The 25,850-nt window shown below is 63.0% G+C and carries 21 protein-coding genes and 1 tRNA gene; 11 read left to right on the forward strand and 11 right to left on the reverse strand.

What is annotated here, in order from left to right; genetic code table 11:
* Positions 1-175 precede the first annotated feature (175 nt).
* Genes BLV27_RS13575 through ggpS form a run of 3 tightly spaced genes read left to right on the forward strand, consistent with a single transcriptional unit; the run spans position 176 to position 3,594 of the window.
* A complete protein-coding gene (locus BLV27_RS13575) occupies positions 176-1,318 on the forward strand; it encodes an NAD(P)H-dependent glycerol-3-phosphate dehydrogenase (RefSeq protein ID WP_092646888.1) in 1,143 nt (380 codons plus the stop codon).
* Entirely contained in the window at positions 1,315-2,091 is a 777-nt protein-coding gene (locus tag BLV27_RS13580; RefSeq protein ID WP_092646890.1) for an HAD-IIB family hydrolase, read from the forward strand. The genes BLV27_RS13575 and BLV27_RS13580 overlap by 4 nt, the downstream gene beginning before the upstream one ends.
* Positions 2,092-2,103: 12 nt before the next feature.
* The gene (gene ggpS, locus BLV27_RS13585) at positions 2,104-3,594 is read left to right on the forward strand and encodes a glucosylglycerol-phosphate synthase (protein WP_092646892.1); all 1,491 of its coding nucleotides are present in this window, start codon (positions 2,104-2,106) and stop codon (positions 3,592-3,594) included.
* A gap of 90 nt (positions 3,595-3,684) precedes the next feature.
* Here the strand turns inward: ggpS and BLV27_RS13590 are convergent, their stop codons facing one another.
* Entirely contained in the window at positions 3,685-4,521 is an 837-nt protein-coding gene (locus tag BLV27_RS13590) for an NAD-dependent epimerase/dehydratase family protein (RefSeq protein WP_092646895.1), read from the reverse strand.
* 124 nt (positions 4,522-4,645) lie between these two features.
* Entirely contained in the window at positions 4,646-5,089 is a 444-nt protein-coding gene (locus BLV27_RS13595; protein WP_170831462.1) for a chemotaxis protein CheD, read from the reverse strand.
* Between the two features lie 261 nt (positions 5,090-5,350).
* Between BLV27_RS13595 and BLV27_RS13600 the strand changes: the two genes are divergently transcribed.
* The gene (locus BLV27_RS13600; protein WP_092646899.1) at positions 5,351-5,821 is read left to right on the forward strand and encodes a rhodanese-like domain-containing protein; all 471 of its coding nucleotides are present in this window, start codon (positions 5,351-5,353) and stop codon (positions 5,819-5,821) included.
* Between the two features lie 69 nt (positions 5,822-5,890).
* On the opposite strand, the gene mdoH is transcribed toward BLV27_RS13600, so the two are convergent.
* The 7 genes from mdoH to BLV27_RS13635 all read right to left on the reverse strand — a co-directional run bounded on the left by mdoH (position 5,891) and on the right by BLV27_RS13635 (position 15,461).
* On the reverse strand, positions 5,891-7,741 hold the full coding sequence (mdoH, locus tag BLV27_RS13605; protein WP_092646901.1) for a glucans biosynthesis glucosyltransferase MdoH: 1,851 nt from the start codon (positions 7,739-7,741) through the stop codon (positions 5,891-5,893).
* Positions 7,738-9,285, reverse strand: a complete 1,548-nt coding sequence (locus tag BLV27_RS13610; protein ID WP_092646903.1) for an OpgD/OpgG family glucan biosynthesis protein — start codon at positions 9,283-9,285, stop codon at positions 7,738-7,740. The genes mdoH and BLV27_RS13610 overlap by 4 nt, the downstream gene beginning before the upstream one ends.
* Positions 9,282-10,580 carry an OpgC family protein gene (locus BLV27_RS13615; protein ID WP_092646905.1) on the reverse strand — a complete coding sequence of 433 codons (1,299 nt, stop codon included), beginning with the start codon at positions 10,578-10,580 and terminating at the stop codon, positions 9,282-9,284. Before BLV27_RS13615 ends, BLV27_RS13610 begins: the two co-directional genes overlap by 4 nt.
* A gap of 32 nt (positions 10,581-10,612) precedes the next feature.
* Positions 10,613-11,977: a tetratricopeptide repeat protein gene (locus BLV27_RS13620; RefSeq protein WP_092646907.1), complete on the reverse strand. Its 1,365-nt coding sequence runs from the start codon at positions 11,975-11,977 to the stop codon at positions 10,613-10,615.
* A 164-nt stretch (positions 11,978-12,141) separates the two neighbouring features.
* Positions 12,142-13,356: a CaiB/BaiF CoA transferase family protein gene (locus tag BLV27_RS13625; RefSeq protein ID WP_092646945.1), complete on the reverse strand. Its 1,215-nt coding sequence runs from the start codon at positions 13,354-13,356 to the stop codon at positions 12,142-12,144.
* Positions 13,343-14,950, reverse strand: a complete 1,608-nt coding sequence (locus BLV27_RS13630) for a thiamine pyrophosphate-binding protein (RefSeq protein ID WP_092646909.1) — start codon at positions 14,948-14,950, stop codon at positions 13,343-13,345. Before BLV27_RS13630 ends, BLV27_RS13625 begins: the two co-directional genes overlap by 14 nt.
* A gap of 37 nt (positions 14,951-14,987) precedes the next feature.
* Positions 14,988-15,461, reverse strand: coding sequence for a DUF302 domain-containing protein (locus tag BLV27_RS13635; protein WP_092646947.1), 474 nt, complete (start codon positions 15,459-15,461; stop codon positions 14,988-14,990).
* A gap of 128 nt (positions 15,462-15,589) precedes the next feature.
* Between BLV27_RS13635 and BLV27_RS13640 the strand changes: the two genes are divergently transcribed.
* Positions 15,590-15,679 (forward strand) — tRNA-Ser (locus tag BLV27_RS13640).
* A 975-nt stretch (positions 15,680-16,654) separates the two neighbouring features.
* Here the strand turns inward: BLV27_RS13640 and BLV27_RS13645 are convergent.
* Both BLV27_RS13645 and BLV27_RS13650 read right to left on the reverse strand, forming a co-directional pair.
* Entirely contained in the window at positions 16,655-17,506 is an 852-nt protein-coding gene (locus BLV27_RS13645; protein ID WP_092646911.1) for a sugar phosphate isomerase/epimerase family protein, read from the reverse strand.
* Positions 17,503-18,438 carry a sugar-binding transcriptional regulator gene (locus BLV27_RS13650; protein WP_092646913.1) on the reverse strand — a complete coding sequence of 312 codons (936 nt, stop codon included), beginning with the start codon at positions 18,436-18,438 and terminating at the stop codon, positions 17,503-17,505. The genes BLV27_RS13645 and BLV27_RS13650 overlap by 4 nt, the downstream gene beginning before the upstream one ends.
* A 107-nt stretch (positions 18,439-18,545) precedes the next feature.
* Between BLV27_RS13650 and BLV27_RS13655 the strand changes: the two genes are divergently transcribed.
* From BLV27_RS13655 to BLV27_RS13680, 6 genes are all read left to right on the forward strand, one after another.
* Positions 18,546-20,036, forward strand: coding sequence for an FGGY-family carbohydrate kinase (locus BLV27_RS13655; protein ID WP_092646915.1), 1,491 nt, complete (start codon positions 18,546-18,548; stop codon positions 20,034-20,036).
* Complete coding sequence (locus BLV27_RS13660) at positions 20,033-21,037, forward strand: thiamine pyrophosphate-dependent dehydrogenase E1 component subunit alpha (RefSeq protein ID WP_092646917.1); 1,005 nt, start codon at positions 20,033-20,035, stop codon at positions 21,035-21,037. The genes BLV27_RS13655 and BLV27_RS13660 overlap by 4 nt, the downstream gene beginning before the upstream one ends.
* Complete coding sequence (locus BLV27_RS13665; RefSeq protein ID WP_092646919.1) at positions 21,034-22,026, forward strand: alpha-ketoacid dehydrogenase subunit beta; 993 nt, start codon at positions 21,034-21,036, stop codon at positions 22,024-22,026. Before BLV27_RS13660 ends, BLV27_RS13665 begins: the two co-directional genes overlap by 4 nt.
* Positions 22,014-23,201: an alpha/beta fold hydrolase gene (locus BLV27_RS13670; RefSeq protein WP_092646921.1), complete on the forward strand. Its 1,188-nt coding sequence runs from the start codon at positions 22,014-22,016 to the stop codon at positions 23,199-23,201. Before BLV27_RS13665 ends, BLV27_RS13670 begins: the two co-directional genes overlap by 13 nt.
* A 73-nt stretch (positions 23,202-23,274) precedes the next feature.
* Positions 23,275-24,255, forward strand: a complete 981-nt coding sequence (locus BLV27_RS13675) for an autoinducer 2 ABC transporter substrate-binding protein (protein ID WP_092646923.1) — start codon at positions 23,275-23,277, stop codon at positions 24,253-24,255.
* Between the two features lie 67 nt (positions 24,256-24,322).
* Entirely contained in the window at positions 24,323-25,825 is a 1,503-nt protein-coding gene (locus BLV27_RS13680; RefSeq protein ID WP_092646925.1) for a sugar ABC transporter ATP-binding protein, read from the forward strand.
* Positions 25,826-25,850: the final 25 nt, after the last annotated feature.

Below are 25,850 nucleotides of genomic sequence, written 5' to 3' on the forward strand. Positions count from 1 at the left end.
CAGTGGGAATGACGCGGCTTTCGACCCTGCGGCATTGACTTTAAGCCGCTCAGACACATCGTTTGCGACACAAAAGGTCGAAGAGCGACATATCGGGCGCGCTGAAACGACGATGTAGCAGGCCGGTACGTGGTCGGAGCCGCGGTTTCTGGGCCCGCGATAATTGAGGTACGGCATGAAACATCAAACTGTGACGGGCGATCCGAATTCATTCCATGCCCGGCCTTACGAGAACGTCGCCGTAATCGGAGCCGGGTCTTGGGGGGCTGCGCTTGCTGCAACCCTGGCGACGGCCAACGTGGCGACTTTGATCTACGGTCGCGACCCCGCCGTAATCTGCGAAATCAACAACCATTCGACAACGCAAGAGCACCTGCCCGGTGTCGCATTGCCACCAGCTCTTCGCGGCGTCACGGACATGGCGCTAGCATTGCGCGACGCCGACGCCGCGCTGATCGTCGTTCCATCGCGGAGCGTGCGAAGCGTGGCGCGTCAGGTCGCTGAGCATGCCCCGAAAGGCATACCCATCGCGATCTGTGCCAAGGGCATCGAAGCCGAAACAGGTCTGCTGATGACGCAGGTTGCCGAGGAAGAACTAGCCGGGCATCCCATCGGCTGCGTATCCGGCCCCACCTTTGCGGTTGAAACGGCCCTTGGGCACCCGACGGCCGCCACCGTCGCGTTCCCCTTCACTTATGCCGATCGGTTACGCCCAGACGAAAGCGCGGCCGTGCGACTGGCTGTGTCGCTCACGACCCAGAGCTTTCGTACCTATGTCTCCGACGACCTGATCGGAGTGGAGATAGGCGGCGCGGTCAAAAATGTCATTGCCATCGCCTGCGGCCTGATGACCGGTGCCGGCTTTGCCGAAAATACACGCGCGGCGTTGATCACGCGGGGCCTTGACGAGATGAAGGCCTTGGCCGAAGCGCTTGGGGGGCGTCGGGAAACCGTAACCGGGCTGTCGGGGATCGGAGACCTTGCCCTGACCTGTTCCAGCACGACGTCCCGCAACATGGCCTTGGGCGTTCAGCTTGGCGAAGGTCTGGCCCGCGACGCGTGTTTCGACGGCAAGCCCGTCGTCGTCGAAGGCGAGATGAACGCCAAGTCCGTGACCGACTTGGCGCGGCGTTTAGGTGTAACACTGCCCATCTGTGAAACTGTTCGTGCCATCCTTCATGACGGAGCAAATCTCGGGGCCTCATTTGCCGCCCTGTGGGCGCGCCCGATCGAAGCCGAGCCCCGCTTTATGGAGCTGGCCATCGGCCATCCAGCAACCGACCAAGACATCGCAAAACTTGCAGAAAGGATCTCATGACCCGTCGCGAAACCTTTGCCGATCCCGACATTTCCGAAAAAGACTTCGTCTTGGCAACCGACCTTGACGGAACCTTCCTTGGCGGCTCCGAGCAGGAGCGCAGCGGACTGTATGACTGGATCGAGGCGAACCGCGCCCGCGTCGGCCTGATTTTCGTGACCGGCCGTGATCCGGGGTTCATCCATGACCTGACCAAGAACCGTGGCGTGCCGCGGCCCGACTACGTGATCGGCGACGTCGGCACCACGATTGCGGAGATGAGCCACAACTACATCGTATCCCCGATCGAGGCACTGGAACACGAAATTGCGGAGGCCTGGGGGAATACCGGGCCGCGCGTGCAGGCGATGCTCACCGGAGCACCCGGCCTTACGCTGCAATCGACGCAGTTCCGGTATCGTCTCAGCTACGATATGGATCCGGCCCTCTTCGACCCCACAATCGTCGAGACCGTGGAAGGGCTGGGCCTCGACACGATTGTGTCCGACAACAAGTTCTTCGACGTCCTGCCCGCCGGGGTGAGCAAGGGGCCGTCGCTGCTGCGGCTGCTGGCCCACTTGAATGTTGAACGACACCGCGTTCTTGTGGCGGGCGACACGATGAACGATCTGTCGATGCTGCAACTCGGTTTGCCTGCCGTCGCCGTTGGAGGGTCCGAAGCATCCCTGACCGAAGCGGTCGCATCGCTCGATCACGTGTTTAGTGCCGAGGCGGTCGGTGCAGCAGGCATCGTCGACGCCATTCGCCACCACAAACTTTTCCCTGCCGCCTGAGAGGACACGCCAATGCCTTCAGATCTCGTCATCGTCTATCACCGTCAGCCCTATGAGGAAGTCGAGGAAAACGGAAAGATCGTCTTTCGCGAGAACAAGAGCCCGAATGGCATCGTGCCTACTTTGAAAAGCTTTTTCGGCAGCGTCGACCACGGGTCCTGGATCGCATGGAAGCTTGCCGACGATCCGGAGAACCCTGACTTCGAACAGCGGGTCGAAATAAACGATGCATATGGACAGTACTCTGTTTCGCGTCTGCCGCTTTCGGCGGACCAGGTTCGCGAATTCTATCACGTGACCTCCAAGGAGGCCTTCTGGCCGATCCTTCACGGCTTCAAGGAACGCTATAACTACGACCCGGTCGACTGGGCCAACTTCCAGGCCGTGAACCGGCGGTTCGCCGAAGCCGCAGCGGAAGAGGCGTCTGAAGACGCGCTTGTCTGGGTGCACGACTACAACCTGTGGCTGGTGCCCGGTTATCTCAGGGCGTTACGCCCGGACGTCCGCATCGCCTTCTTCCACCACACGCCCTTTCCGTCGGCAGACATGTTCAACCTGCTGCCGTGGCGCAAGGAAATCGCGCGCAGTCTGCTGGCCTGCGACGACGTCGGTTTCCACATCCCACGCTACGCCGCCAACTTCGTTTCGGTCGCCCGCAGCCTGTTCGACGTGGAAACGACCGAGCGGCAACCGGTTCCGGACAAATGGATCGCCGAGGGCACGGCCCTGACCGAACGTGTCCTGCCGAACGTCATCCGCTACAAGGGGCACGACATCAATGTCAGCGTCACACCTGTCGGGGTTGACGTCGGCTACATCGACAAATGCGCACGGTCCGAAGAGGCAGAGGCAAATTGCGCGGCGATCCGACAAGACCTCGGCGACACGAAGCTGATCCTCTCGGTCGGACGCACCGATTATACCAAGGGCGGAACGGAGCAGCTGAGCAGTTTCGAACGTCTTCTTGAAAACAATCCCGAGCTGCGCGGAAATATTCGCCTCATGCACGTCTCTGTGTCAGCCAACCGCAACATGGCCGCCTACGAGGAAGTCCAGAACGAGATCGAGCAAACCGCAGGACGGGTCAATGGACGTTTCGGAACGCTTGACTGGCAGCCCGTGGCGCTGATTTCCCGCGCGATCCCGTTTACGAGCCTTGTCTCCTACTACCGAGCGGCCGACGTGGTCTGGACGACGCCGCTGGCGGACGGAATGAACCTTGTAGCCAAGGAATACGTCGCATCGCGGATCGATGGTGACGGTGTCCTTGTTCTGTCCGAATTTGCAGGTGCCGCGGTCGAGTTGGGCGAGGCGGTTATCGCCAACCCATTCTCCCATCGTTCGATGGATCGCGCCATTCTGACGGCGCTCGACATGCCGGAAGAGGAGCGCCGCCGTCGGATGGCAAGCCTTCGCGATGCCGTTCGTGGCAACGACGTTCGCAACTGGACGCCGGGCAGCCTGAAGATCAAGCCCACTTCGACCGAAGTATCAGCAGCTTAGTCCCGCAAACCCGGCCATTCCGGTTGGGACGCCCCTTCCGAAATGCCCGCACCGAGCGGAGCGACCGAGAACGATGGGCGTAACCAGTCGTCAGGTTTTCTTTCGGTCGTCGACCACGTTCATGTCCGCCATGACCAAATTCCCAAGCTGCACCGCCGCGAAAGGTCCGCCGTGGCACATGTGACCGGGGTCCTTCGGGTCGAGCGGGTCAGTCTCTGCCAGAACCTGCGCCGCGAATTCTTCCGCGTTGTCCTTGGGGCGATAGCCAATGAAACTGGCTTTGGCGTTGTCGACCGGTACCCTGTCGTTGTCGGACACGCCATAAATGACCGAAAATCCCGTCACCGGGGTTTCTATGCACCGCGTTACCAATTGAATAAGATCGTCATACGACAACCATGAGCCGAGCGCGCGTGCGTTATTCACTTGGGCGCAGGACAGAATGCGCATGTGAACGCTCTCCAATCCGCGCTTTTCCCAATACATCCGGCCCAGATCCTCGGCGAAACACTTGGCCAGGCCGTAGAACGTATCGGGACGGTGCGGCACATCGGTGCCGATGAATTCGTTCTTGGGATACATACCGACGGCGTGGATCGAACTTGCGTAAACGACGCGACGCGCTCCGTGGCGATGCGCCGCCTCCCAGATGTTATAGGCACCGATGAAATTCGGGCCCAGAAGTTGCTCGAACGGGCCCTCATCCACGAAGGCCCCGAAATGCACGATCATGTCCGCGCCTTCGCAGACCTTCATCATATCGTCGAGGCTAGCCAAGTCGCCCTTGATATAGGTCTCGCCCTGATAAAGCGTCCCGATATCGTCGGCGATGTCAGTCGAGACCAGCGTATCGCACATCTTGCTGAGCGGCTCTCTCAGATAAGATCCCAATCGCCCTGCGGCACCCGTCAAAACCAGCTTCTTCATCTATCTTTCCTCGACTGTTGGCGCAGACCACCCGGCGTATTCCAAGGGCCTTGGTCCGGGGTTAGCCGGTCAGGCGACGCAAGGCCAGCGGGCCGTCGCGCTGATATAGGCGCAGGCCACAGACCTAGAACAATTCTGGATCGCCGTGCAGTCGCGATTTCGGCGGCGCGGAGGTCGAAACGGCATCACCTGGATACGCAATTGTCAGAATCCCGCTGGCCGGGGCGTAAGTAATCCGGCGTGCACGTGTCCCGCCAAGATCGGATGCCGCCAACTGTATCCCCTCGGCAGTTAGAAACGCGAGGCAGACCCTAGCAATATCTCCCCCGACATCGCGCCCGCGCCCCAGAGTTCGAGCACCACCAACGACCCGCGCCTTGATCACGGACATCTTCACGCCCTCATGCATCAGCGCATTCACAAGCTTCTCGATTTCCGCGACGACCGCGCCCCCACCGGCAGGACCGGGATCGACACATTGGAAGATATGCGTCAGGCCGCCGACGCGCCCGGACACGTCTTGCAAGATGACGCCGACGCAAGAGCCCAGCGTTGCCGTCATCGTCATGTCGGGACTCCGGCTGACCGCGTAATCACCCTGCCCCACTTCCAACCATTGGGCGACGGGCTCGCGAAGCCGCGTAACCACTGTTCCAGCACCCGACGAGAGGCTTCGCAATTTCGGCGCGTCCGGCATTGATGATCTACCTCGGGGATCATGGTCCAAGAGCCGAATAGACGGTAATTTCTTAAAGTCGCGTTTACGCGTCACCGCATTGTGATTTTTCCGAAAAGCCCGTCCCGTCTATCCATGCGAAAAGGACCAGAGATGACATATCAATCGCGCCTGCCCAGACAGCTGTCCCGCCGTCAGATATTGCTGATCGGGGGGGGCACGGCAGTGGCGATTGCGGCGACAAGCTACGCGCTATTGCAACGCGACCGGTTCGAAGGGGCGGAGATGTCTCCGCCCGAAGTGCTGGAATCTGTCCGCGCTGGTCAACTCATGCTGATCGACATCCGCCGTCCCGACGAATGGAACGGGACTGGCATCGCCGAGGGGGCAATAATGCTCGACATGCGGCGGGACGATTTCGTCGCCGCATTGACCGATCTTGCGGGTGACGACCTGACGCAACCCATTGCCCTGATCTGCGCGCGGGGCGTCCGATCGGACCGAATCAGCGCTCGCCTGCTTGAGGCGGGGTTCACGAACATCATCGACGTACCGGAAGGCATGCTCGGGTCTTCGGCCGGACCTGGCTGGTTGGAACGTGAACTGCCGGTGGTGCGACCCTGACCATCGGTGGGGCCGCGCAGTCGCGTCGTAATCGACATGCCTGCCCCACCCACTACATGAAATGGTTGATTACTCCGCCGGGGTGACGCCGATGCTGGCCTTCAACTCGGCGCGCCATAGATCCGCGCGCTTGGCCACCAGCGGCGCGCGCATTTCCTGGGGTGTCGCCATCGCGCCCAGGACGTTCACACCCGACAGCCGCGAAAACGGAACCGCCAAGATCAAACTGCCCATGATCGGGAACAGCCAAAGCGACACATAGCCCGTCACCATTCCAACCAGCAAAAGCGTACCTAGTGCCGTCTCGAACGCGTGAAACCGCAGGAGCGTTCCCCAAGACCGCTCCGCGCCATCACGCGACTGTGGTGCCCAATCAATGCTGCGTCCGGTCAATGCCGACACGACGGCCATCGTCTGCTGTACCATCAGGATCGGCGCATATGCGATCGAAACCATGATTTCGAGCATGAGAGAGCCCAGGAACCGCACCGTTCCGCCCATGCGTGACACCGGTGTCCCCGACGCGATCAGGGCCGAGGCGCCGACCAGTTTCGGTGCCAGCAACAGCGCATACATCGTCACCATCAGCCAGACATGGTTGACCGGCGACATCTCGGGCCAATTCGGGATCGTAGGGTTCTCGGGCGTGAAATAGTTGATGATCGAGCGATCCTCGGATACTCCGATAACCGCCCAGAGTGCGAGCAAGAGGAACCAGAGCGGCGACAAAAGGTAGCCCATCGCGCCGTGGAACATGTGAAACCGCGACAGGGAATGAAGTCCGCGCGTCCCCAGAAGGCCAAGATGCTGAAGGTTGCCACGGCACCAGCGACGGTCGCGCAGGACGTGATCGATCAGCGTTGGCGGCGTCTCCTCGTAGCTGCCACGCAGGCGGGGCAGGAACCGGACCGACCACCCGGCCCGACGCAAAAGGCCCGCCTCCATGAAATCATGGCTTAGAACGAGGTTGTCCTTCCCGCGCAGTCCGCGAACGTGCGGCAGGCCCGCCGACGCGGCAAACGCCCGCAGACGTATGATCGCATTATGGCCCCAATAATTGCCCTCCCGCCCGGTCCAACGGGCCAGCCCTTCGGCGAGTGCCACGCCATAGACGGCATTTGCGAACTGTTGGCTTCGGGCGAACAGACTGCGGGCACCGATCAACTGCGGAAAGGATTGGATGAGGCCCGCGCCGGGGTCCCGCCCCATGGTATCGGCAAGCGCGCGGATGGCGCGCGCCGACATCAGGCTGTCGGCATCCAGCACCAGCATTGCATCATGTGCCCCGCCCCACTGCGCGACCCATTGAGCGAGGTTCCCGACCTTCTTGTCCGTATTCTGCGCACGGCGGCGATACCAGATCCGGACGTCGGGCAGCCTCGTGCGCAAGGCGTCGTAGGCCGCTTCCTCCTGTGCGGCACGATCAAGGTTGCGCGTGTCCGACAGGATATAAAGCGACCAGCGATGCGCGCCGGGTGCAGCCTGCAAACGCTCCAGCATAGCGGCGGCATTGCCGAACACATCCCAAGGGGCTTCCTCATGCACCGGGATCAAAAGCGCAACGTTCAACGGCGTCATGGGCGCGGTCTCATCCAGGTTTCGGCGGAACAAGGCACCCGATCCCGCCAGCACGGTCACGAAGGTCAGCGCGATCCAGAAGAACCCCGCCCCGATCAGCACCGCCAGCACCCCTTCGGTCCAGCTGGTACCGTCGGTGGCGAACCACGACAGAAACCCCCAGAGCAACGCAGCCGTGCCCGCAGCGGCGGGCAGGAAAGTTCCCAATCGCCAGATGATGGCACCCGTATCGCGCTTGATCGCCGGTGCCGCATGGTCATGGAACCGCCGCGACAGGTCCTGACGGGGGTGCGCGATCGGGGCCGGGGGCGGCATCGAGCGGCTTGGAACATCATGGGTCATGCGCGAGTCCACCGATAGAGCCAGACTTCAGACACGGCCTCGCCCGCCACGAAAAGCTGCGCGCGCAGCTCGACTGCGGCGTTCTCGGCCGGGTCGAACTGAAACGCCAGTCGCACGCCACCGGTTTCGGGGTTCCGCTGCAAAACGCCGTCTGTCGTCGGTGCCCGCGAGCCGATGTGGATCGTCACCCCGTGAAGCCCACCCTGTGTTTCCGACAGGTTGCCAAGCGCGGGATGATCATCGAAATCGATCGCCACCAGCCACGCATCGCGCTTGAAGTTCAGGCCCATGTGCGTGTTGAGCACGCGGGCAACACTGCGGCGCGGTGGCGCGGCGGTATTCGCCTCGTCCGACCAAGTCATGCGATAGGCGAAGCGATGCTCCTGCCCTGCGGGCAGCGGGTCGCGGGGGCGCCAATAGGCGACGATGTTGTCATAGATTTCCTGGTCCGACGGGATTTCGACCAGACGCACGACGCCCTGCCCCCAATCACCGTCCGGTTCGATCCAGAGGCTGGGTCTTTCGTGGTAATGCGCCTCCAGATCCGCGAAATCCGACAGTTTACGCGCCCGCTGCATCAGGCCGAAACCGCGCGGATTGTCATCGACAAAACTGCTGATCTGAAGGGCCACAGGGTTCGCCAGCGGCCGCCACAACATCTCGCCGGCACCGTTCCAGATCAGCAGGCCATCACTGTCATGAATCGCTGGGCGGAAATCGGGAAACCGGGGTCGGTTCGTCTGATCGTAAAGAAACATCGACGTCAGCGGCGCGATGCCCACGTGATCAAGGTCGACACGCGGGTAGAGCGTGCAATCGACCTGCATTTCACAGGCCAGACCTGGCGTCAGGCGAAAACGGAATGCCCCCGTAGCCGACGGGCTGTCCATCAGGGCATGCACAACAATGTCGGGGGAGCCGGGCGAAGGTTCCTGGACCCAGAACTGGATGAAGTCGGGAAACTCCTCCCCTTGAGCGTCACCCGTCCGCAGGGCCAGTCCACGGGCGGACAGACCATAGGACTGCCCCGACCCGATCGCGCGGAAGTAGCTGGCCCCTTGGAACACCGCGAACTCGCGATGGTTCGCCTCGCCCGGAAATTGGTGGCGCAGACGCAAACCGGAATAGCCCATCGTCTCGTCCACCGGCAGATCGGGGGCATCGTCGGTCTTGTCGAAGAGGTCGAAATCGAAGGCCAGGCGGTTGGCCTGACCAGCGCGCACGACGTCCACTTCGACCGCCCGCGGGAAGTAGAGGCCGGGGTGGAACAGATCCATCTCGAACGGCAGATCCGTGTCAGCCCAGATGGCGTTCCGGGTGTCGAACCAGATCTTGCGGTATTCGTCATAGGTCAGATCGCGCCATTCGGCGGGCACTTCAGCGCGCGGCGCATAGTCGGATTGCGCCAACGTCCGGGCCATCTGGCGCACGGTGTCGGGGCCAAAGGCCGTGGTCTCGATGAAGCGCGGCATGGCTGCTCGGAGCATGTCCGGCTGCATCAGGGCAAGGCTCGAAACCCCGGTCAGGAACGTCCGACGCATCATCGCTTGACCCTCCAGGGTTGAGATTTGAACCAGCCGACTGAATAGGCGCAGCCAACGCAAAGGCCGAAGCCGGTCAGGTTGATCAGCGCCCAAGTGAAGCCATTGCGCCCAATCGCATCCAAAAGATAGCCGTTCACCCGCGCAAGTCCCATGGAAAATACAAAAACGGCAAGGCTTTGCTGACCGACCTTCATTATGATCGTTACGAATTCGTCCCAAATTCGGGCGGCAAGCCCCTGTCCCCGAGCAATCAGGTGTTTGCCATGGGTGCCCGCCGCGACCCAGAACAGGTAGGCGATGGCCAGATGGTTCAGGTACCGCAGGATGCCAAAGTCGGATTTGTTGAACCATCCGCTGAAAGCCTGCCGGAAGTCGAACACCGGGTTGCAGCGACCGAAACCCGTCTCGGTACAGCCGGTCAGGACGGTATAGCCCTCGCGTACCATGTCGGTCTGGAACAGGCGGAAGCCCACGTTCGACACCGTCATGCAGGCCAACGCGAACACGGCGCAGACGACGATCAGCCAGGTTTTCACCGGTGGCGCAGGAATCCAGCCACGCATTAGCGCAAAGCCCGTGAAGAAGATCAGCTGCCAGCCGAAAGGGTTGAAGAACCACTGCCTGTCCGACCACGGCTCCGCCGGAAAGTTCAGGTGCCAAGCTTCAAGGCCAAGCGGTTCCAGAATGACGCGCTGCGCCAAAAGCCAGATGGCGACCGACAGGGCGGCAAGCGCCGGGAACGACGCCCGGCCCACAGCCATGAAAAGCGGCATAAACGCCAGTACGACCATATACATAGGCAGAATGTCGAAATAATTGGGCACGTAGGTCAGCGTCAGCAGGCCGATCATTTGCGGCCCAGGATCAGCAAAGAACTTCCACAGGTTCAGGCTACCGATGTATTCGCGGTCCGGATGCCAGCCGGTCGCGTCGATCGTTGCCAAGAGCGTGGCGATGGCGACGAACATCGCGATATGCGCCCAATATACCTGCCAGATGCGATAGATGACCCGCGAAGTACCCATCGCCCAGCCCGCCCGGTCAAAGGACCGTCCGAACGCGATGGCCGAAGCCATGCCCGAACAGAAGACGAATATCTCGGTCGCATCCGAAAAGGACCAACGCGCCGGAAAAATCCAGAGTGTCCATGCATTACCGGGCGTATGCGCGACTAGAATAACCAACATAGCCAGCCCACGAAAAAAGTCGAGGCGGGGGTCGCGGACCGCTTGGCCGGCGGTGGCCATGGTAACATTCACGGCAGAAAGTGGGTTCATGGCGGTGGAGGAGTTCATTGAGGAGATTCTCTTTTATTTGAACCCGCTACTTACGCAGTCGCGCCAAACCGACAAGCCGGATCGACGGCGCGCGCGATCATCTGCCGACGGGTGGCGGAATATCGGTCTTCGTACCCGCCGCGCCGCGCCGTGCGATCCGACAGGAGGGCCTCTACCTCGTGCAGCCGCCCGGCACGCAACCCCGCGTCGATCGTAATGCGTTCGAAGACATCGCGCTGCGCGTGGCTGCCGCCGGCCCCCTGCATGTGCGGGCGAGCCTTGGTCAGCGCAGCAAACGCAAGGCCGTAATCCCCATCACCAAACGCCTCAAGCCCGCGCGCGGCATTCAGGCCCGGAACGGCCATCCGCTTTTCCACCTCGTTTCCCGACCGGCTCGCATCCGTTGCAAGACGCGACATCATGCGTGCGATGCCGTCGTCCCGGTTCTCATGGCTTAGCGCCAGAAGGTAATGCAGGTCGGCAAAGATCAGGCAGCCATCTTCAGTTCGGTTTTCGGCCAGGTCGGCCAATTCCTCCCAGCGGTCGCTCACGTCGACACCCTCCAGCTCCAGACGCGAGAGCAGCGACGTCGCGTTGGATATATCGCGGTAATCGTCCGTCTTTTCGGACCGGACGTGTGTGTCATAAAGCTCCAGAACAGCATCCATACGACCAAGCTCCAGCATCATCAGCGCCTTGTGCCACCAGACGTGAAAGCGGAAATTATTGCAGTGCGCCCAAGCGGCCTCCCGCCCGTCCAGCCACTCAAGCCCCCCTTTCGCATCGGCCGTCATGTCGTGCACATGCGCCACCGCGTGAAGGCCCCAAGCATCGTCCGGGGCCAAAGTGAGCGCCGCGCGACCCGCAAGTGCGGCACGAGCGTAATCGCCCGTCTCCTCCAGTGCGAAAGCGTGACACCCCAAAAGGTAGCCCCGGCCCGCATGATCATCGCGATAACGCGGCAGCACGGCTTCAATCGACTGGCGCATCCCCGCACCATCGCCCAAGACAAAGCGCAACGCATGGCTCAGCTTCATGGCAAGCGTGTCTGTCGGCGCGACCTCAAGGATAGCCTCCAAAGCCAGTACCGCATTGGTGATGTTGCCAGCCAACACATGTTGCAGCGCACCGATGAACCCTCGTTCCCGTGCATTCGCATCACTGATCAGTGTTTCTGCCTTCGAGAGGGCAATTGCCGCGTCGGACAACAACTCCCGTCGCCCAAGCAGCGCGTAAAACAGGCCTTTGATTGCGTAAGCGGCCCCGTATTCAGGGGCAATATCCAGCAGTTTGCCCAGATGACCCGGCGTCGATGCTCCATGTGCCATGAAAGCCCGGCTCATGGCATTCCATTCGGTCACGGCGTCGGCGTCGGCCAGGGTGACGGGTTGTTCGAAAAGATCGTAGCGGGACATGGCGGCTCCGGAAAGGAAAGGCGTAAAGTGTTAACCGGACACCTATCGAGAGGTCGCCAAACCACCTATACCCCAACCGCTTGCATGACGGACTCGTGAGGTTCTGTCATCTTGGTTGGCAAAAATTCTTGCAATAACGCCAGCTTCTGCCCGGATTACGCACATCAGTCGTCGGCGAAAGGATCATCCGTCGCAAGACGCCCTGTATCGGCTCCGAAGTGCGGCGGCGGCGCGCGGTAGGTTATTGGCGTCGCCGACAGATGCAGAGGATTGCCGATCAGCGGCAAAGTCAATTCGCCCGATGCGCCACTTGTCGTCATGTCCAGGTTCAGACCTCTTGCTGCGGCCTGATCCGAGGCAAAGACCTGCGGCAGGGTCTGCACGGGACCGACGGGCACCTTCACGGCTTCCAGCGCTGCAATCACCGCGTCGGTCGTCATCGCCCGGACTGCGGGGACGAGATACGCGGCCAACGTGTCACGATGCGCCAGGCGCGCGGGGTTGGTCGCATAACGGTCGTCCTGCGGCAGTTTATCAAGTTTAAGAACGCTACAGAAGCGATTGAATTGCCTGTCATTCCCTACTGCTATGATGACATGGCCATCCGTCGTTTCGTAAACTCCGTACGGCACGATATTCGGATGACCGTTGCCGCGCCGCGCAGGCGCTTGTCCCGAAAGGCGCGTATTCACGCCTTCGTTGATCATCCAGGCGACCTGACTGTCGACCAAGGCAACATCGACTTGCTGTCCCTCGCCCGTTGCCTCCGCGTGGCGAAGGGCGGCCAGGATTCCGACGGTCGCGTACATGCCGCACATCACATCTGCGATTCCCACTCCGACTTTCATCGGGGCACCATCCGGCTCTCCGGTCAGGGACATGATCCCACCGTAGCCCTGCGCCATGAGGTCGTAGCCGGGCTTCGAGGCATTCGGCCCCGTTTGCCCGTACCCCGAGATCGAGCCATAGACGAGCCGTGGGTTCACAGTTTTCAACGACGCGTAGTCCAACCCGTACTTCGCCAAGCCACCCGGCTTGAAGTTCTCCAGCAGGATGTCCGCAAGTCCGGCCAACCGACGCACCTCGGCCTGGCCCTCGGCGCTGGCAATATTGATCGCCACCGACAGTTTGTTACGATTTGCACACATGAAGTATGCTGATAAATCCGTATCTTCCGCGCCGTCCTTCACGTAAGGCGGCCCCCACTGCCGTGTATCATCACCGCCCGTCGCAGGGTTTTCAACCTTGAGAACCGTAGCCCCCAGATCCCCGAGCAACTGCGTGCAGGTCGGTCCGGCAAGGATGCGGCTCAGGTCAAGAACGCGCACCCCTGCAAGGGGGCCATTTGCGGTTCCGCGCGGCGTGTCAGATACGGCCATCATAGGCTTTCCGGTCAATTTCACAGGCAATCAGTGTGAACGTATCGGCTTTGAGCGCCGTGTCCATGGCAACGCGCAGGCCGGCGCGGTCGCGCACGGTCACGCCGTACCCACCGAAGGCGCGCGCAACGGCTGCATGATCGGTCGCGCCGAAATCGACGCCGACATTCCGCATTTGGCGCTGTCTCTGCTTCAACTCGATCAGGGCGAGGCTGCGGTCAACAAACACGACGAATACGACCGGCAGGCCCAATGCGGCGGCCGAGGCCAGCTCCCCCGCAACCATCAGGAACCCGGCGTCCCCCATGAACCCGACGACGGCACGATCGGGGGCGGCCCGCTTGACCCCAAGAGCCAAAGGCAGCGCGCATCCCATCGTGCACAGGCCGGACGACTGCAACAAGCCGCGCGGGCCGTCGCAGTCCCACATCTGGCTGAGCAGGATGCGATGTGCCCCGGAGTCGGCGGTGGCGATCGTGCCGGGTGGGCAGGCATGGCGGCAAACGTCAACGACCGCCCCTGGCCCCCAATCTTCGGCGGCGAAATCGGCCTTGAGCGCCGCACGCACCTCTCCGCAATCCCAGACCTGAGGGACATCGACATCTGCCCGGATAACATCGAGCGTCGCGCCTACGGGGGCGATAACCTCCAGCGTGGCCCCGTGCATACCGTGCAGGTTCACGTCGTGCGCGACATCGAGGACGTGTTGCGTTTCCGGGTCCCAGACGCCGCGCCAGCCGGGGCGCATCTCGATCGGGTCGTAGCCCGCCAGAATGATCAGGTCGGCAGCCCGGAAAAGCGGCAACAGGTGCTTGTCTGCCTTGGGCGACAATCCAGCCCCACCAAGGGCGAGCGGATGCGCCTCATCCAGAATGCCCTTGGCCTTGTAGGTCGTTACCAGCGGGATTGAACGGGTTTCGCAGAACGCCTTTATCGCGGCCCCTGCATCGTCCTTCACCGCATCCAGTCCGGCCAGCATTATCGGGCGTTTCGCCTCGGCCAGCCAACCACGTGCCGTGGCAAGGGCATCCCGTCCGATCGAGCCGGGCGCACTGTCCACCCGCACGACCATTTCCGAGGTTACCGGCGCATCCGCGACCGAGATTGGAACATCGACATGCACAGGTCCCGCGCGCCCGCCTGCCCCACCCGTCGCGATACGCACCGCCTTGTCGGCCTGTACGGCGGCGGCCCCGGGCGTCAGAGTGAACGTTGCCTTGGTGATCGGTGCAAAAACCGCTCGGTGATCAAGAACCTGATGATTATAGGTCTCCGCCTCGTCCGGATCGACACAACCCGTCAGCACGATCAATGGCACACGGTCCTGCTCGGCGTTGGCCACGACATTCACGCCGTTCATTGCGCCCGGCCCAACGGTGGCAACCAAGATCGCAGGCGCACCGTCGGTGTGGTGCCCCCCCTCGGCCATGAACCCGGCGGCGTTCTCGTGGTGGCAGAGAATGAATTCGATGCCCGCCGCTTCCAGCGCATCAATGAGGGTCAGAACCTCTCCGCCGGGCATTCCGAAAGCCCGGCGGCAACCGGCATGGTAAAGGCGACGCGCAAGGGCATCGGCGGCGAGAATAGTGCTCATGGGGTCCGTTACCCTTCCGTGGGCTGGGGCAATTGGGTTACTGGACGGCCGCCTCAGACACGACCGCAAAGGCCGCGTCCAATTCCGCGGCGATCTCGGCAAGACCGGGCGCGTCAGCCGCGTAAGGGGCGAGTACGCTGGACGGAGTCTTGTAGCTAAGCGTCGCGGTCCCATCGGCGTTTTCCGTTACATAGACGCGGATCGGAGCCTCGATCATCGCTGCCGTGCTCAGCCGCAGCGTCCGGACCGCGAAATCGTTGTTGAATAGGCCTATGACCCGGTTTCCGGGGATCTCGATGCCACGACCGGCTGCGGCATCTGTCGGACCGGCCATGGTCACAACTGCCATTTTGCCCGCCTTCGCGGCAGCACGTGTGTCATCGACAAGAGTATCGAAGTTCTTGTCTGTCGGAGTCACGACCCAGCTGTCTCGGGGCTGCATATCCAAAACAGCCTGCGCCGCGACGGGATGGGCCAAGACAAGGCAGGTGGCGATGAGGCGGATCAGCATGGCGTGCCCTTTCTGAAGTTTGTACCACTTGAAGACCACGACGCCATCCTCACGGCAACGGTGCGCAGTTCACACTTCGGTCAGATTGCGACTTGCGCCGCCTAAATGCTTTGCATAGACCCACCGGCGGACAGGTGGCCGAGTGGTCGAAGGCGCGCGCCTGGAAAGTGCGTAGGCGGGTGACCGTCTCGAGGGTTCGAATCCCTTCCTGTCCGCCACACCGCCCGGTTAAGCGCTTGTAAATTAATGATTTTTCAAGCGTCTTACGGTATCTGTCCCCAAATCTGCCCCCAAGCCAGTTTAACCGCTGAGCGCAAATCGGTGTGTTGAGAAGGCATCTAGATCAAGTACTCGCAGTGCCAGCGGATCTCGTAACAACGACCGTCGAACTTGCACGAACGGATTTGTAGGCCCAGCCTTGTTGAAGGCGTGCGCCTTCGTGACACCCAAATGCATCTGCGTGGTTGACCGTCAGCATGCGCTGCATGCCCCTAATTCAACTCAGAATTCACCAGAACCTTGGGGCTGCCTTCCAAAGAATAATTCAAGGGTCCGCGGTTCCCGGCCGGTCCGTAAGAGGCGGCCGGAGCGTTGTCGCTCCCAAGGCTTGTACACCAAGATCAAAGACCACGATTCTTTCCTGACCTTCGGAAGCGACGGGCTTTCTACCGTTTCGGTGGCTTCTCATTCTCGTTCTTACCGAACGGCACATGGACCTTTGACTGCGGAGGCAGCGAAGATCGGGCCTCCTCCTCGTGGAGGGGCTAGCCGAGCAGGTACTCTCCGGCCTCACGTGGCGTGATCTGCTTCTTCATCGAGGCTTACGGTTCTCGGGAATGATCGGGCATCAGTTTGCCACATCGGGTCCGACGGTCCCGTGATCGATGACGGATGTTCGCTTTGAGAGCTCCGGCTGACTTCGATGACGTCGTTCAGAGGAGTGCAACCCACCTCTGGTGCCGGGCCGCCTCAGCCGGCGGCCTGATCGATTAATATCGCAGGTCAGAGGTTTTGCCACGAGAACTGCGTCCCCTCGGGCCTTGTTACGGGCATACGGAAACATGCCCACGTAAGTGAGTAGAAGGCCGCCTTCGCTGGTGGGCTTATAGCATTGTCCCACCGTGTTCGCATTCGCTTTCGCCCTCGCGGGACCCGTGATCTTCCGATTATCTGTCGTGAGACTAAATAATCGTTCAGATCAGCCCGTATTGCGCCGCCTTGTTTCGAAGAAACGGCAATCCACGATCAAGCACGATATCGCGGCTTTCCGCGACCGGCCGCCAAACAGCGAGGCCGCGAGCGATTTCAGGCGGCATATTGATGAAACTCTCCATCGCGAGGCCACCCTCAAACCCGACGGCCGCCAGCGCGCCATAGACCTCATCCCACCGCACGTTGCCCGCGCCGGGCGTACCCCGGTCCGACTCCGACAGGTGGATGTAAGCAAGATGCTCACGCGCCTCAAGCACGCCCATGGCCATGCCGCGCTCCTCAATGTTCATGTGATAGGTGTCGAGGTGCAGGAACAGGTTGGGCGCGCCGATGCGTTCGATCATCTCGGCACCCTGACGCGCGGTGTTGATTAGGTGCGTCTCGTAGCGGTTCACCGGTTCGATCCCGAACCGCATCCCCAGTTTCGCCGCATGTTTCGCCGCCCGCTCCAGCGTAACAGCAACGTGGTCTAGTTCCTGCGCGGTCGCCGGCAGGCCGGAAATCTCCCCGATACCGCCATACGTCACTCCCGATAGCGCCTCCGCGCCCATCGCATGGGCCACGTTCAGTGCATTAGTCAGGAAGGCAACCGCGCCATCCGGCCCGTTCCGCGATGGCCAGACAGCGCGCGGGAGGCCGAGCGAGCATACGGCGGACAAACCCGCGCCGTCCAACAGCCGCCGCGAAGCTGCCGCATCCACCATGTCGGGCGACAGCAGCGCGATCTCAATAAAGTCGAACCCATAAGCCACTGCCGCCGCAACCGCCTGTTCTGACCCGGCCTTGTCCCAGGCCATCGTCCACATGCTCGTATGAACTCCAAATCCCTTCATGTCCCATCCTCCATCAATATGCGTGCCAGAGTCTCGTCCGCGACGATCCGGTCCACGAACCCGGCGCGCAATACCGCGCGCGCCGCCGCTGCCTTGGCCACACCTGCAGCCAACAACGTGACCTCCGCCCGCTTCAGATCGTCAAGCCCGATGGCCGGGGTTCGGTCGTTCAGGTCAACCGGGGCCAGCGTTCCGTCGGCGCGCAGGAACTTGCCGGTCGTGTCCGCCACGACACCCGCCCGCTCCAACGCCGCCAGATCAGCGTCGTTGAGCACCCCGGATGACGTCAGAAGCGCATCGCGCCCCCCTTCGCCCACAGAAACGATCATGTGGCGCGCGCCACGCGCCGCCTCCAAGGCCTCCCTTACCAAGCGCTGCCGCATCAGAACGGCCGCATCCTCCACCGTGTCAGCCAGAAACGGCGCGGGCAGGAACAGCGCCTGCCCCCCTGCTACCGCGGCGATGCGCGCGCAGACGTCGATTGGCCCCTCCGGCCCCGTGCGCACCATCGCGCCCATCAGGGACACCACACGCAGGTCCGGGTTGTTCAGCCCGGTCAGCGCATCGGCCATTGCCGAAAGCGTCCGTCCCCAACCAACCCCGACCGTCATCGGACCCGTTGCCGCGACGCGCGAGAACCAGCGGGCCGCGACCATTCCGACGGCCTGTCTGCTGGCGGATGCATCGGTGCCATCATCGGGCGCGATCAGCGCATCGCGCAACCCGAACCGCACCCGCAGCGCCTCTGCAAGCGCCAGAGTTCCGACACTGCGATGATCCAGGGTCACAATCACCTCGCCCGCCGCCTTGGCGTCGGACAGAAGGCGCAGCACCTTGAACCGCGACAGACCCAGGCGCTGGCCAACCTCACCCTGGCTAAGACCACCGACATGATAGAGCCATGCCGCGCGGATACGGATGTCGTCGTCCATGACCCCTCCCCCCTCGATTCAGCCTTCGCTTGACCAGACTTCTGAGGCATCTTACACAAATGATAACGCTACGCACAATTGTGCAGATGCAACAGGGGAGGGCGCGCATGACAACATACGTCCTTGGGATCGACGGCGGCACGGAGGGATTGCGAGCTCGGGTGTTCGACCTGTCTGGCCGTTCAATTGGCGATCATGCGGCCCCCTACAGCACGGATTTCCCGGCCCCGGGCCACGCCGAACAGGACCCGGAGGCATGGTGGGCCGCCGCCGGCATTGCCACCCGCGCCGCCATTGCAGCAGCAGGTGTCAACCCCACCGACATCGCCGCCCTCGCCTGTGACACCACCAGCTGCACCGTCGTGGCGCTGGACGACGCGGGCAAACCGGTGCGCCCCTGCCTCTTGTGGATGGACGTCCGCGCCCACCGAGAGGCGGCGGAGGTGCTGGCCACCGGTGCCCCCTCCCTGCGCATCAACGGCGGCGGAGCGGGTCCGGTCAGCCCGGAATGGATGTTGCCGAAGGCGCTCTGGATTAAGCGCCACGAACCCGAGGTCTGGGCCCGCGCCACGCGTATCGGCGAATACCAGGATTTCATGACTCTGCGCCTGACGGGCCGCTGGGTAGCCTCGCTCAACAATCTGACGATGCGCTGGCACTACCAGACACGGCAAGGCGGCTGGCCCGACGCCCTGCTGGCGCAGTTGGACCTCAAGGACCTGCGTGACCGTTGGCCCTCCGAAATCACCGCACCTGGCGAGGTCATCGGCCCTCTGACACCCGACGCCGCCGCGCACCTTGGCCTGCCGGAAACCTGCAGCGTGGTGCAAGGCGGCGCGGACGCCTTCATCGGCATGATCGGCCTTGGCGTAACACAGCCCGGCGACCTTGCCCTGATCACCGGGTCGTCGCACCTGCACCTCGGAATCGCCACGCGCGAAGTTCATTTGAGCGGTGTCTGGGGCACCTATGCCGATTGCGTTTATCCGGGCCGCCACGTGATCGAAGGCGGACAGACCTCCACCGGATCGGTTATCGCCTGGTACAAGCGAAACTTCGCGCCCAACACGTCCTACGACGACCTGAATGCGGAGGCCGCCGTCCTGCCGCCGGGTGCGGAGGGTCTGCTGGCCGTCGACCACTTTCAAGGCAACCGTACCCCACACACCGATGCACTGGCGCGCGGGGCTGTAACCGGCCTAACGCTCAAGCACACACGCGCCCACGTCTATCGCGCGCTGATCGAGTCGATCTGTCTAGGTACCCGCGCCATCGTGGAGGCTTTCGGCACCGCCTTCGAGGCAAAGCGCATCGTCGTCGCAGGCGGGGCCGTGAACGCGCCCTTCTGGCTCCAGATCCACGCCGACACTCTGGGCCTGCCGCTGGAAGTCACCGAACAACCCGAAGCCCCGTGCCTTGGGGCGGCGATCCTCGCCGCCGTGGGCGCAGGGGCCTTCCCCGACATCGACACGGCCTGCGCCGCCATGGTCCGCACCGCGCGGCGGGTGGAACCCGACATGGACGCGCACGCTGCCTACGCCCCGATTTTTGCCCGCTACAAAGCCGCCTATGGCGCATTGAAGGCCATCCGCGAATGACGCTGCCCAATGACTCTCCCCTCGCCCGCTACCGCACGATGCGCCGCATCCGCACATTCGAAGAACGGGTAGGCGAGCTGTTCCTGAAGGGCGAGTCCGCGGGCTCCATGCTGCACTTGTCGATCGGAGAGGAAGGCGTCGTGGGACTAACCGACCATATGGCCGACGGCGACACCTTTACTACCCACCACCGGGGTCACGGCATCTTTCTGGCGCGGGGGGCCGATCCGATGCGGATGCTGGCGGAAATCGGCGGGCGGGAGGTCGGATACTGTCGCGGCAAGGGCGGATCCATGCACATTGCCGACCGGGGCCTGGGCCATCTAGGTGCCAATGCCATCGTTGGCGGCGGCATACCCCATGTGGTCGGCGCGGGCATCACCGCGCGCAATAGCGGCAGCCGCGCGATTTCGGTCGCATTCTTCGGCGACGGGGCCATGGGTCAGGGTATCCTTTATGAGGCGATGAACATGGCGGCGCTCTGGAAACTGCCGGTCGTGTTTTGCTGCATCAACAACCAATACGGTATGGGCACCCGCGTCGACCGCTCTGCCGGGCGGCAGGACTTTCCAGCACGGGCGGAGGCATTCGGCCTGCGCGCCGCCCGCGCCGACGGATCGGACGTGGAGGCGGTCTACGACGCGGCCCAGGCCATCATCGATGGCGCGCGCGACGGTCAGGCGGGGTTCATGGAGATCGACGCCTACCGCTTTCACGGCCATGCTCGCATGGACAAATCGCCCTATCGCACCGCGGAAGAGGAAGCTGAGGGCCGCGCCCGCGATCCTCTCTCAACCGCCCGCCGGGCATTGGACGATGATGCCCTGCTCGACACTATCGACGCCGAGGCGGAGGCCGAGATGGACGCCGCCATGAACGGGGCCATCGCAGCCGAGGTGCCCGCGAATGACACGATGTTCGAGGACGTCTACGCCCCCTCAACACCCGCCCCGCGACCGCAACGAGCGCGTCTGACCGACATCTTAGAGGAGCGGGCATGACCCAAACAACCTACCGCGACGCCCTCCGCCTTGCGCTAACCGACGCAATGGACGCAGATGAAAGCGTGATCCTGATGGGCGAGGAGGTCGGCCTTTACGGCGGGGCCTACGGTGTGACCAAGGGCCTGCTCGACCGCTTCGGGGCCAACCGCGTCATCGACACCCCGATTTCGGAGCCAGCTATCGTGGGTGCCGCCATAGGGGCAGCCATGACCGGTCTGCGCCCCGTGGCCGAGATCATGTACGTCGATTTCGCGGGCATGGTGATGGATCAACTAGCCAATCAAGCCGCCAAGTCGCGTTACATGTTCGGCGGACAGATCGCTGTGCCCATGGTTCTGCGCACTCAAGGCGGCACGGGGCGCTCCGCCGCTGCGCAGCACTCACAATCTCTGGAAGCTTGGATGATGCACACGCCGGGCTTGCGGTTAGCGATGCCCGGCACCGTGTCGGACGCCTACCACCTGCTTCGAGACGCCATGCGCCAGCCCGATCCGGTCGTGTTCATCGAGCACAAGGGACTCTACACCATGAAGGGCGAGATCGCCGACGCACCCGACGCCCCTTGGGGTCAGCCCGCGATCCGGCGGCAAGGCGGCGATCTCACCATCGCCACCTATTCGCGCATGTTGCAGGAAACGCTAACCGCTACCGCCGCCCTTTCGCCCGAGATAGAGACAGAGGTGATTGACCTGCGCTGCCTCAACCCCCTCGACGACGGCCCCTTGATGGATTCGGTGCGCCGCACCGGCCGCTGCCTAATTGTGACCGAAGCCGTAACCACAGGCTCCATCGCCTCCGAAATCGCGGCGCGCGTGACGGAGCAGTGTTTCGAATGGCTCGAGGAACCGCCTCTGCGTCTGGGCGGGGAGGACATTCCCATCCCCGTCTCGCCCGCGCTCGAGCGCGGCTCCATCCCCGACGCACGCTTGATCGAAGACGTGGCGCGCTGGCTTGTGGCGCGGGAGGCCCCGTCATGGGCCGCGTGACTCTGACCCTGCCGCGGCTGGGTGAGACCATGGAGGAGGCCAAGGTCACTGAATGGATCGTTGCCCCCGGCGCGACTTACGCGCGCGGCGACGTGCTGCTGGAGGTCGAGACCGACAAGACCGTGGTCGAAGTGCCCGCCCTCGCCGACGGCACCTTGATCAAGCAACTGGTCGCCCCCGGCGATACCGTCGAGCTGGACGCGCCGATTGCCGAGGTCGACCAGGCGGGCGAGGCCATGGCCCCCACCGTTACTGACGCGCCAGCGACCCCCGAGGCACCAGCGCCACCTAAACCCATGCCCCTGCGCCCTATCGGCGACCGCACCGCGGCATCTCCCGCCGCACGCTCCGCAGCCCGCAGGCAGGGCATGTCCCTTACCGGCATCACTGGGACCGGGCGGCGCGGGCGCATCACCGCCGAAGACGTGTCGCGCGGCAGCTGCACGGTCGTCGCTAAGGGCGCGGAAGCCACCGTCGTCCTGATCCACGGCCTGTTCGATGACAGCACCGGCTGGCGTGGCCTGCCGCAGCGGCTGGAAAAGCGCGGTCTGAATACCGCCGCACTCGACCTGCCTGGCCACGGAGCCGATATCCAAACCGCCAACAGCTTCGACGCCGCGGCCGACCAACTGACCGACCGATTGCCAAGCGGCCTCCTACATCTCGTAGGTCACTCCCTCGGGGCCGCACTCGCAGCCCGTATCGCCACGCGGATCGGCGCACGCGCCTTATCCCTCACCCTCTTTGCACCCGCCGGTCTTGGGCCGGCGATATCCGCCGATTTCCTTGACGCAATGTCGGGGTCCGATACGACAGAGGCGCTCAAGGCCGCGCTCGCCTTGCTCGACGGTGGGCCGGTCTCCGACGCCGCAATCGCGCAGCAACTCCTCAGGCACCGCGCAAACCTCGACGCCCGCATCCAACTCGCCCGCGCGGTTGCCGAGAACGGCGTGCAGCAGATCGATGCGACCGCCGACATCGCCGCCGCCCCCTGCCCCGTAACCGTGATGTTCGGCACCTCCGACCGGATTCTCGACTGGCGCGACGTGGCGCACCTGCCTGCCGAAATCCGCATTCACCTCATTCCGAACGCAGGGCACCTGCCCCACCTCGTTCGGCCCGACCTTGCTGCGGCATTGATCGCGCCCCGGCATGACATGGCGGAAAGGACTTGAATGAGCCGCTCCGCCAATTAACCTGCGAAACCATGACCCCGGTGGAGGCCGGGATACCTTCTGGGAGGAAGACATGAAAAAACTGACATTTACCGCTGCGGCCCTCGCGACCACGATGCTGGCCGCGCCTGCCTTTTCTGACGGTCACACCAAGCAGCTGGCCACCGTCGTCAAGATCGACGGAATCGCTTGGTTCAACCGGATGCGCGAAGGCGTGGATGAATGGGCCGCCGAGACGGGCAACAACGCCTATCTCGTGGGCCCCGCCCAAGCCGACCCGCAGCAGCAGGTCGCGCTTATCGAGGATATGATCGCCCAGGGCGTCGACGCCCTGCTGGTCGTGCCGATGTCGCCCGAAGCGTTGGAGCCGGTGCTGGGACGCGCCATGGAGGCTGGCATCACTGTCATCACCCACGAGGCCGCCAGCCAGCAGAACACGCAATACGACATCGAGGCCTTCAAGAACGAGGACTTCGGTGCCAATCTTATGGACCGCATGGCCGCCTGTATGGGCGAGGAAGGCGAATATACCGTCTTCGTCGGTTCGCTTGGCTCCCAGACACACAACCAGTGGGTCGACGGTGCCATCGCGCGCCAGCAGGAAGCCTATCCGAACATGACCCTCGTCGGCGACAAGAACGAGACCGCCGACGACCAGCAGCAGGCCTATGCAAAAGCACAGGAGGTGCTGCGCGCCTTCCCGAACATCAAAGGCATGCAAGGCTCCGCCTCGACAGACGTGGCGGGCATCGGCCTCGCCATCGAGGAGCGCGGGCTGGAGGAGGCAACCTGCGTCTTCGGAACGTCGCTGCCGTCCATCGCAGGCCAGTATATGGAGACGGGTGCAGTTGATGGAATCGGCTTCTGGGACCCCAAGACCGCCGGCATCGCCATGAACGCCGTCGCCATGATGGTCATGAACGGCGAAGAGATCACCGACGGTATGGACCTCGGGCTGGAAGGCTATGAGGCGGTGACGCTGGAAGGCAAGGTTATCACCGGCAAGGCCTTCGTCGACGTCGATGCGTCCAACATGGGCAACTACGAATTCTAATTGTCCCGATCTTCCCAAAATGGCGCATCCCCGCAGGTCGGGGACGCGCCGCATACAGGGACAAACCATGTCGATAAAGACTGAATCCCCCCCGCTCGTGACGCTCGAAGCGGTAACCAAACGTTACGCCGCAATCACCGCGCTGGACGGTGTCGACCTGACCATCCGCGCCGGCGAAGCCGTATGCCTTGCGGGGGAAAACGGCTCAGGCAAATCGACCTTAATCAAGGTGCTTGTGGGGGTAGAGCGCCCATCCGCAGGCCGCGTGCTGTTCGACGGTGTGCCCCAGATCCGCCTCACGCCAACCGAGGCGACCGCCGCCGGGGTTCAGGTCATCTTTCAGGATTTCAGCCTGTTTCCGAACCTCACCGTGGCCGAAAACATTGCTATGACCGCGGAACGCGCGACCGGTGCGCGGCTGGTTCATACCGCCCGTGCCCGCGCCCGAGCCGCAGAAGTGCTAGCGCGTGTGGGCGTGTCGCTGGACCTAGACGCACGAATAGAACGCCTGCCGGTGGCGCATAAGCAGCTGGTCGCGATCTGCCGCGCGCTGGCCGCCGATGCCCGTCTGATCATCATGGATGAGCCTACGACCGCCCTTACGGAGCGCGAGGTGGATCGCCTGCTCGAACTGATCCGCAAGCTCAAGTCCGATGGCGTTGCCGTCCTTTTCGTGTCGCACAAGCTGGCCGAGGTGCTGGAAGTTTGCGAAACCGTCGTTGTATTGCGGAACGGCGAAAAGGTCGCAGAAGGCCCCGCGACCGATTTCGACGCCGCTTCCCTGACCCGTGCAATGACCGGGCGCGACGTCGCCTCCGCGCCCCCTGCCCCGTTAGGCCCCGCAGCACCGCCGCTGCTGCAGGTCGAAGGTCTGGGCCGAGCGGGTGCCTTTGAAAACGTCTCAGTCGATCTCCGGGCCGGCGAGGTGCTCGGCGTCGCGGGCCTGCTCGGCTCGGGCCGCACGACTCTCGCCAAGGCTCTGTTCGGCCTCGCGCGCCCTGACCGTGGCACCATCATGCTGGACGGCATCGACATCCCGCTCGGCGATCCGATCGCGGCCGCGGCGGCAGGCATCGGCTATGTCCCGGAAGACCGGCTCACCGAGGGCCTATTTCTGGAGCAGAGCATCGCGCACAACATCGCTGTAGGCCGCTTCGACGCCCATGCGCCGAACGGTGTGCTCAACCTGCAGACCCTCTGGGCCGAGGCCGCCGACTGGCTCAAGCGCTTGTCGGTCAAGGCCCCCGACCCTACAGCGCCTGTCCGCTCCCTGTCCGGCGGCAACCAGCAGCGCGTCGTGCTGGCCCGCTGGATGGCACGGCAACCGCGCGTCCTGATCCTGAACGGCCCGAGCGTTGGCGTAGACGTCGGCTCCAAGGCGGAAATCCACGGTATCATCGCCGACCTTGCCGGGCGCGGTTTGGGCGTGATCGTCATTTCCGACGACCTTCCGGAACTGCTGGCGACCTGTCACCGCATTCTGGTGATGAAGGACGGTCTGATTACAGAAGAAGTGACCGGCGGTTCTGGCGTGACTGAAGCCGATCTGAGCCATAGGCTTGCGTCGTGACAGGCTCTAATTCGAGGCGAAACCC

Source organism: Jannaschia faecimaris (assembly GCF_900107415.1).
Classification (GTDB): domain Bacteria; phylum Pseudomonadota; class Alphaproteobacteria; order Rhodobacterales; family Rhodobacteraceae; genus Jannaschia; species Jannaschia faecimaris.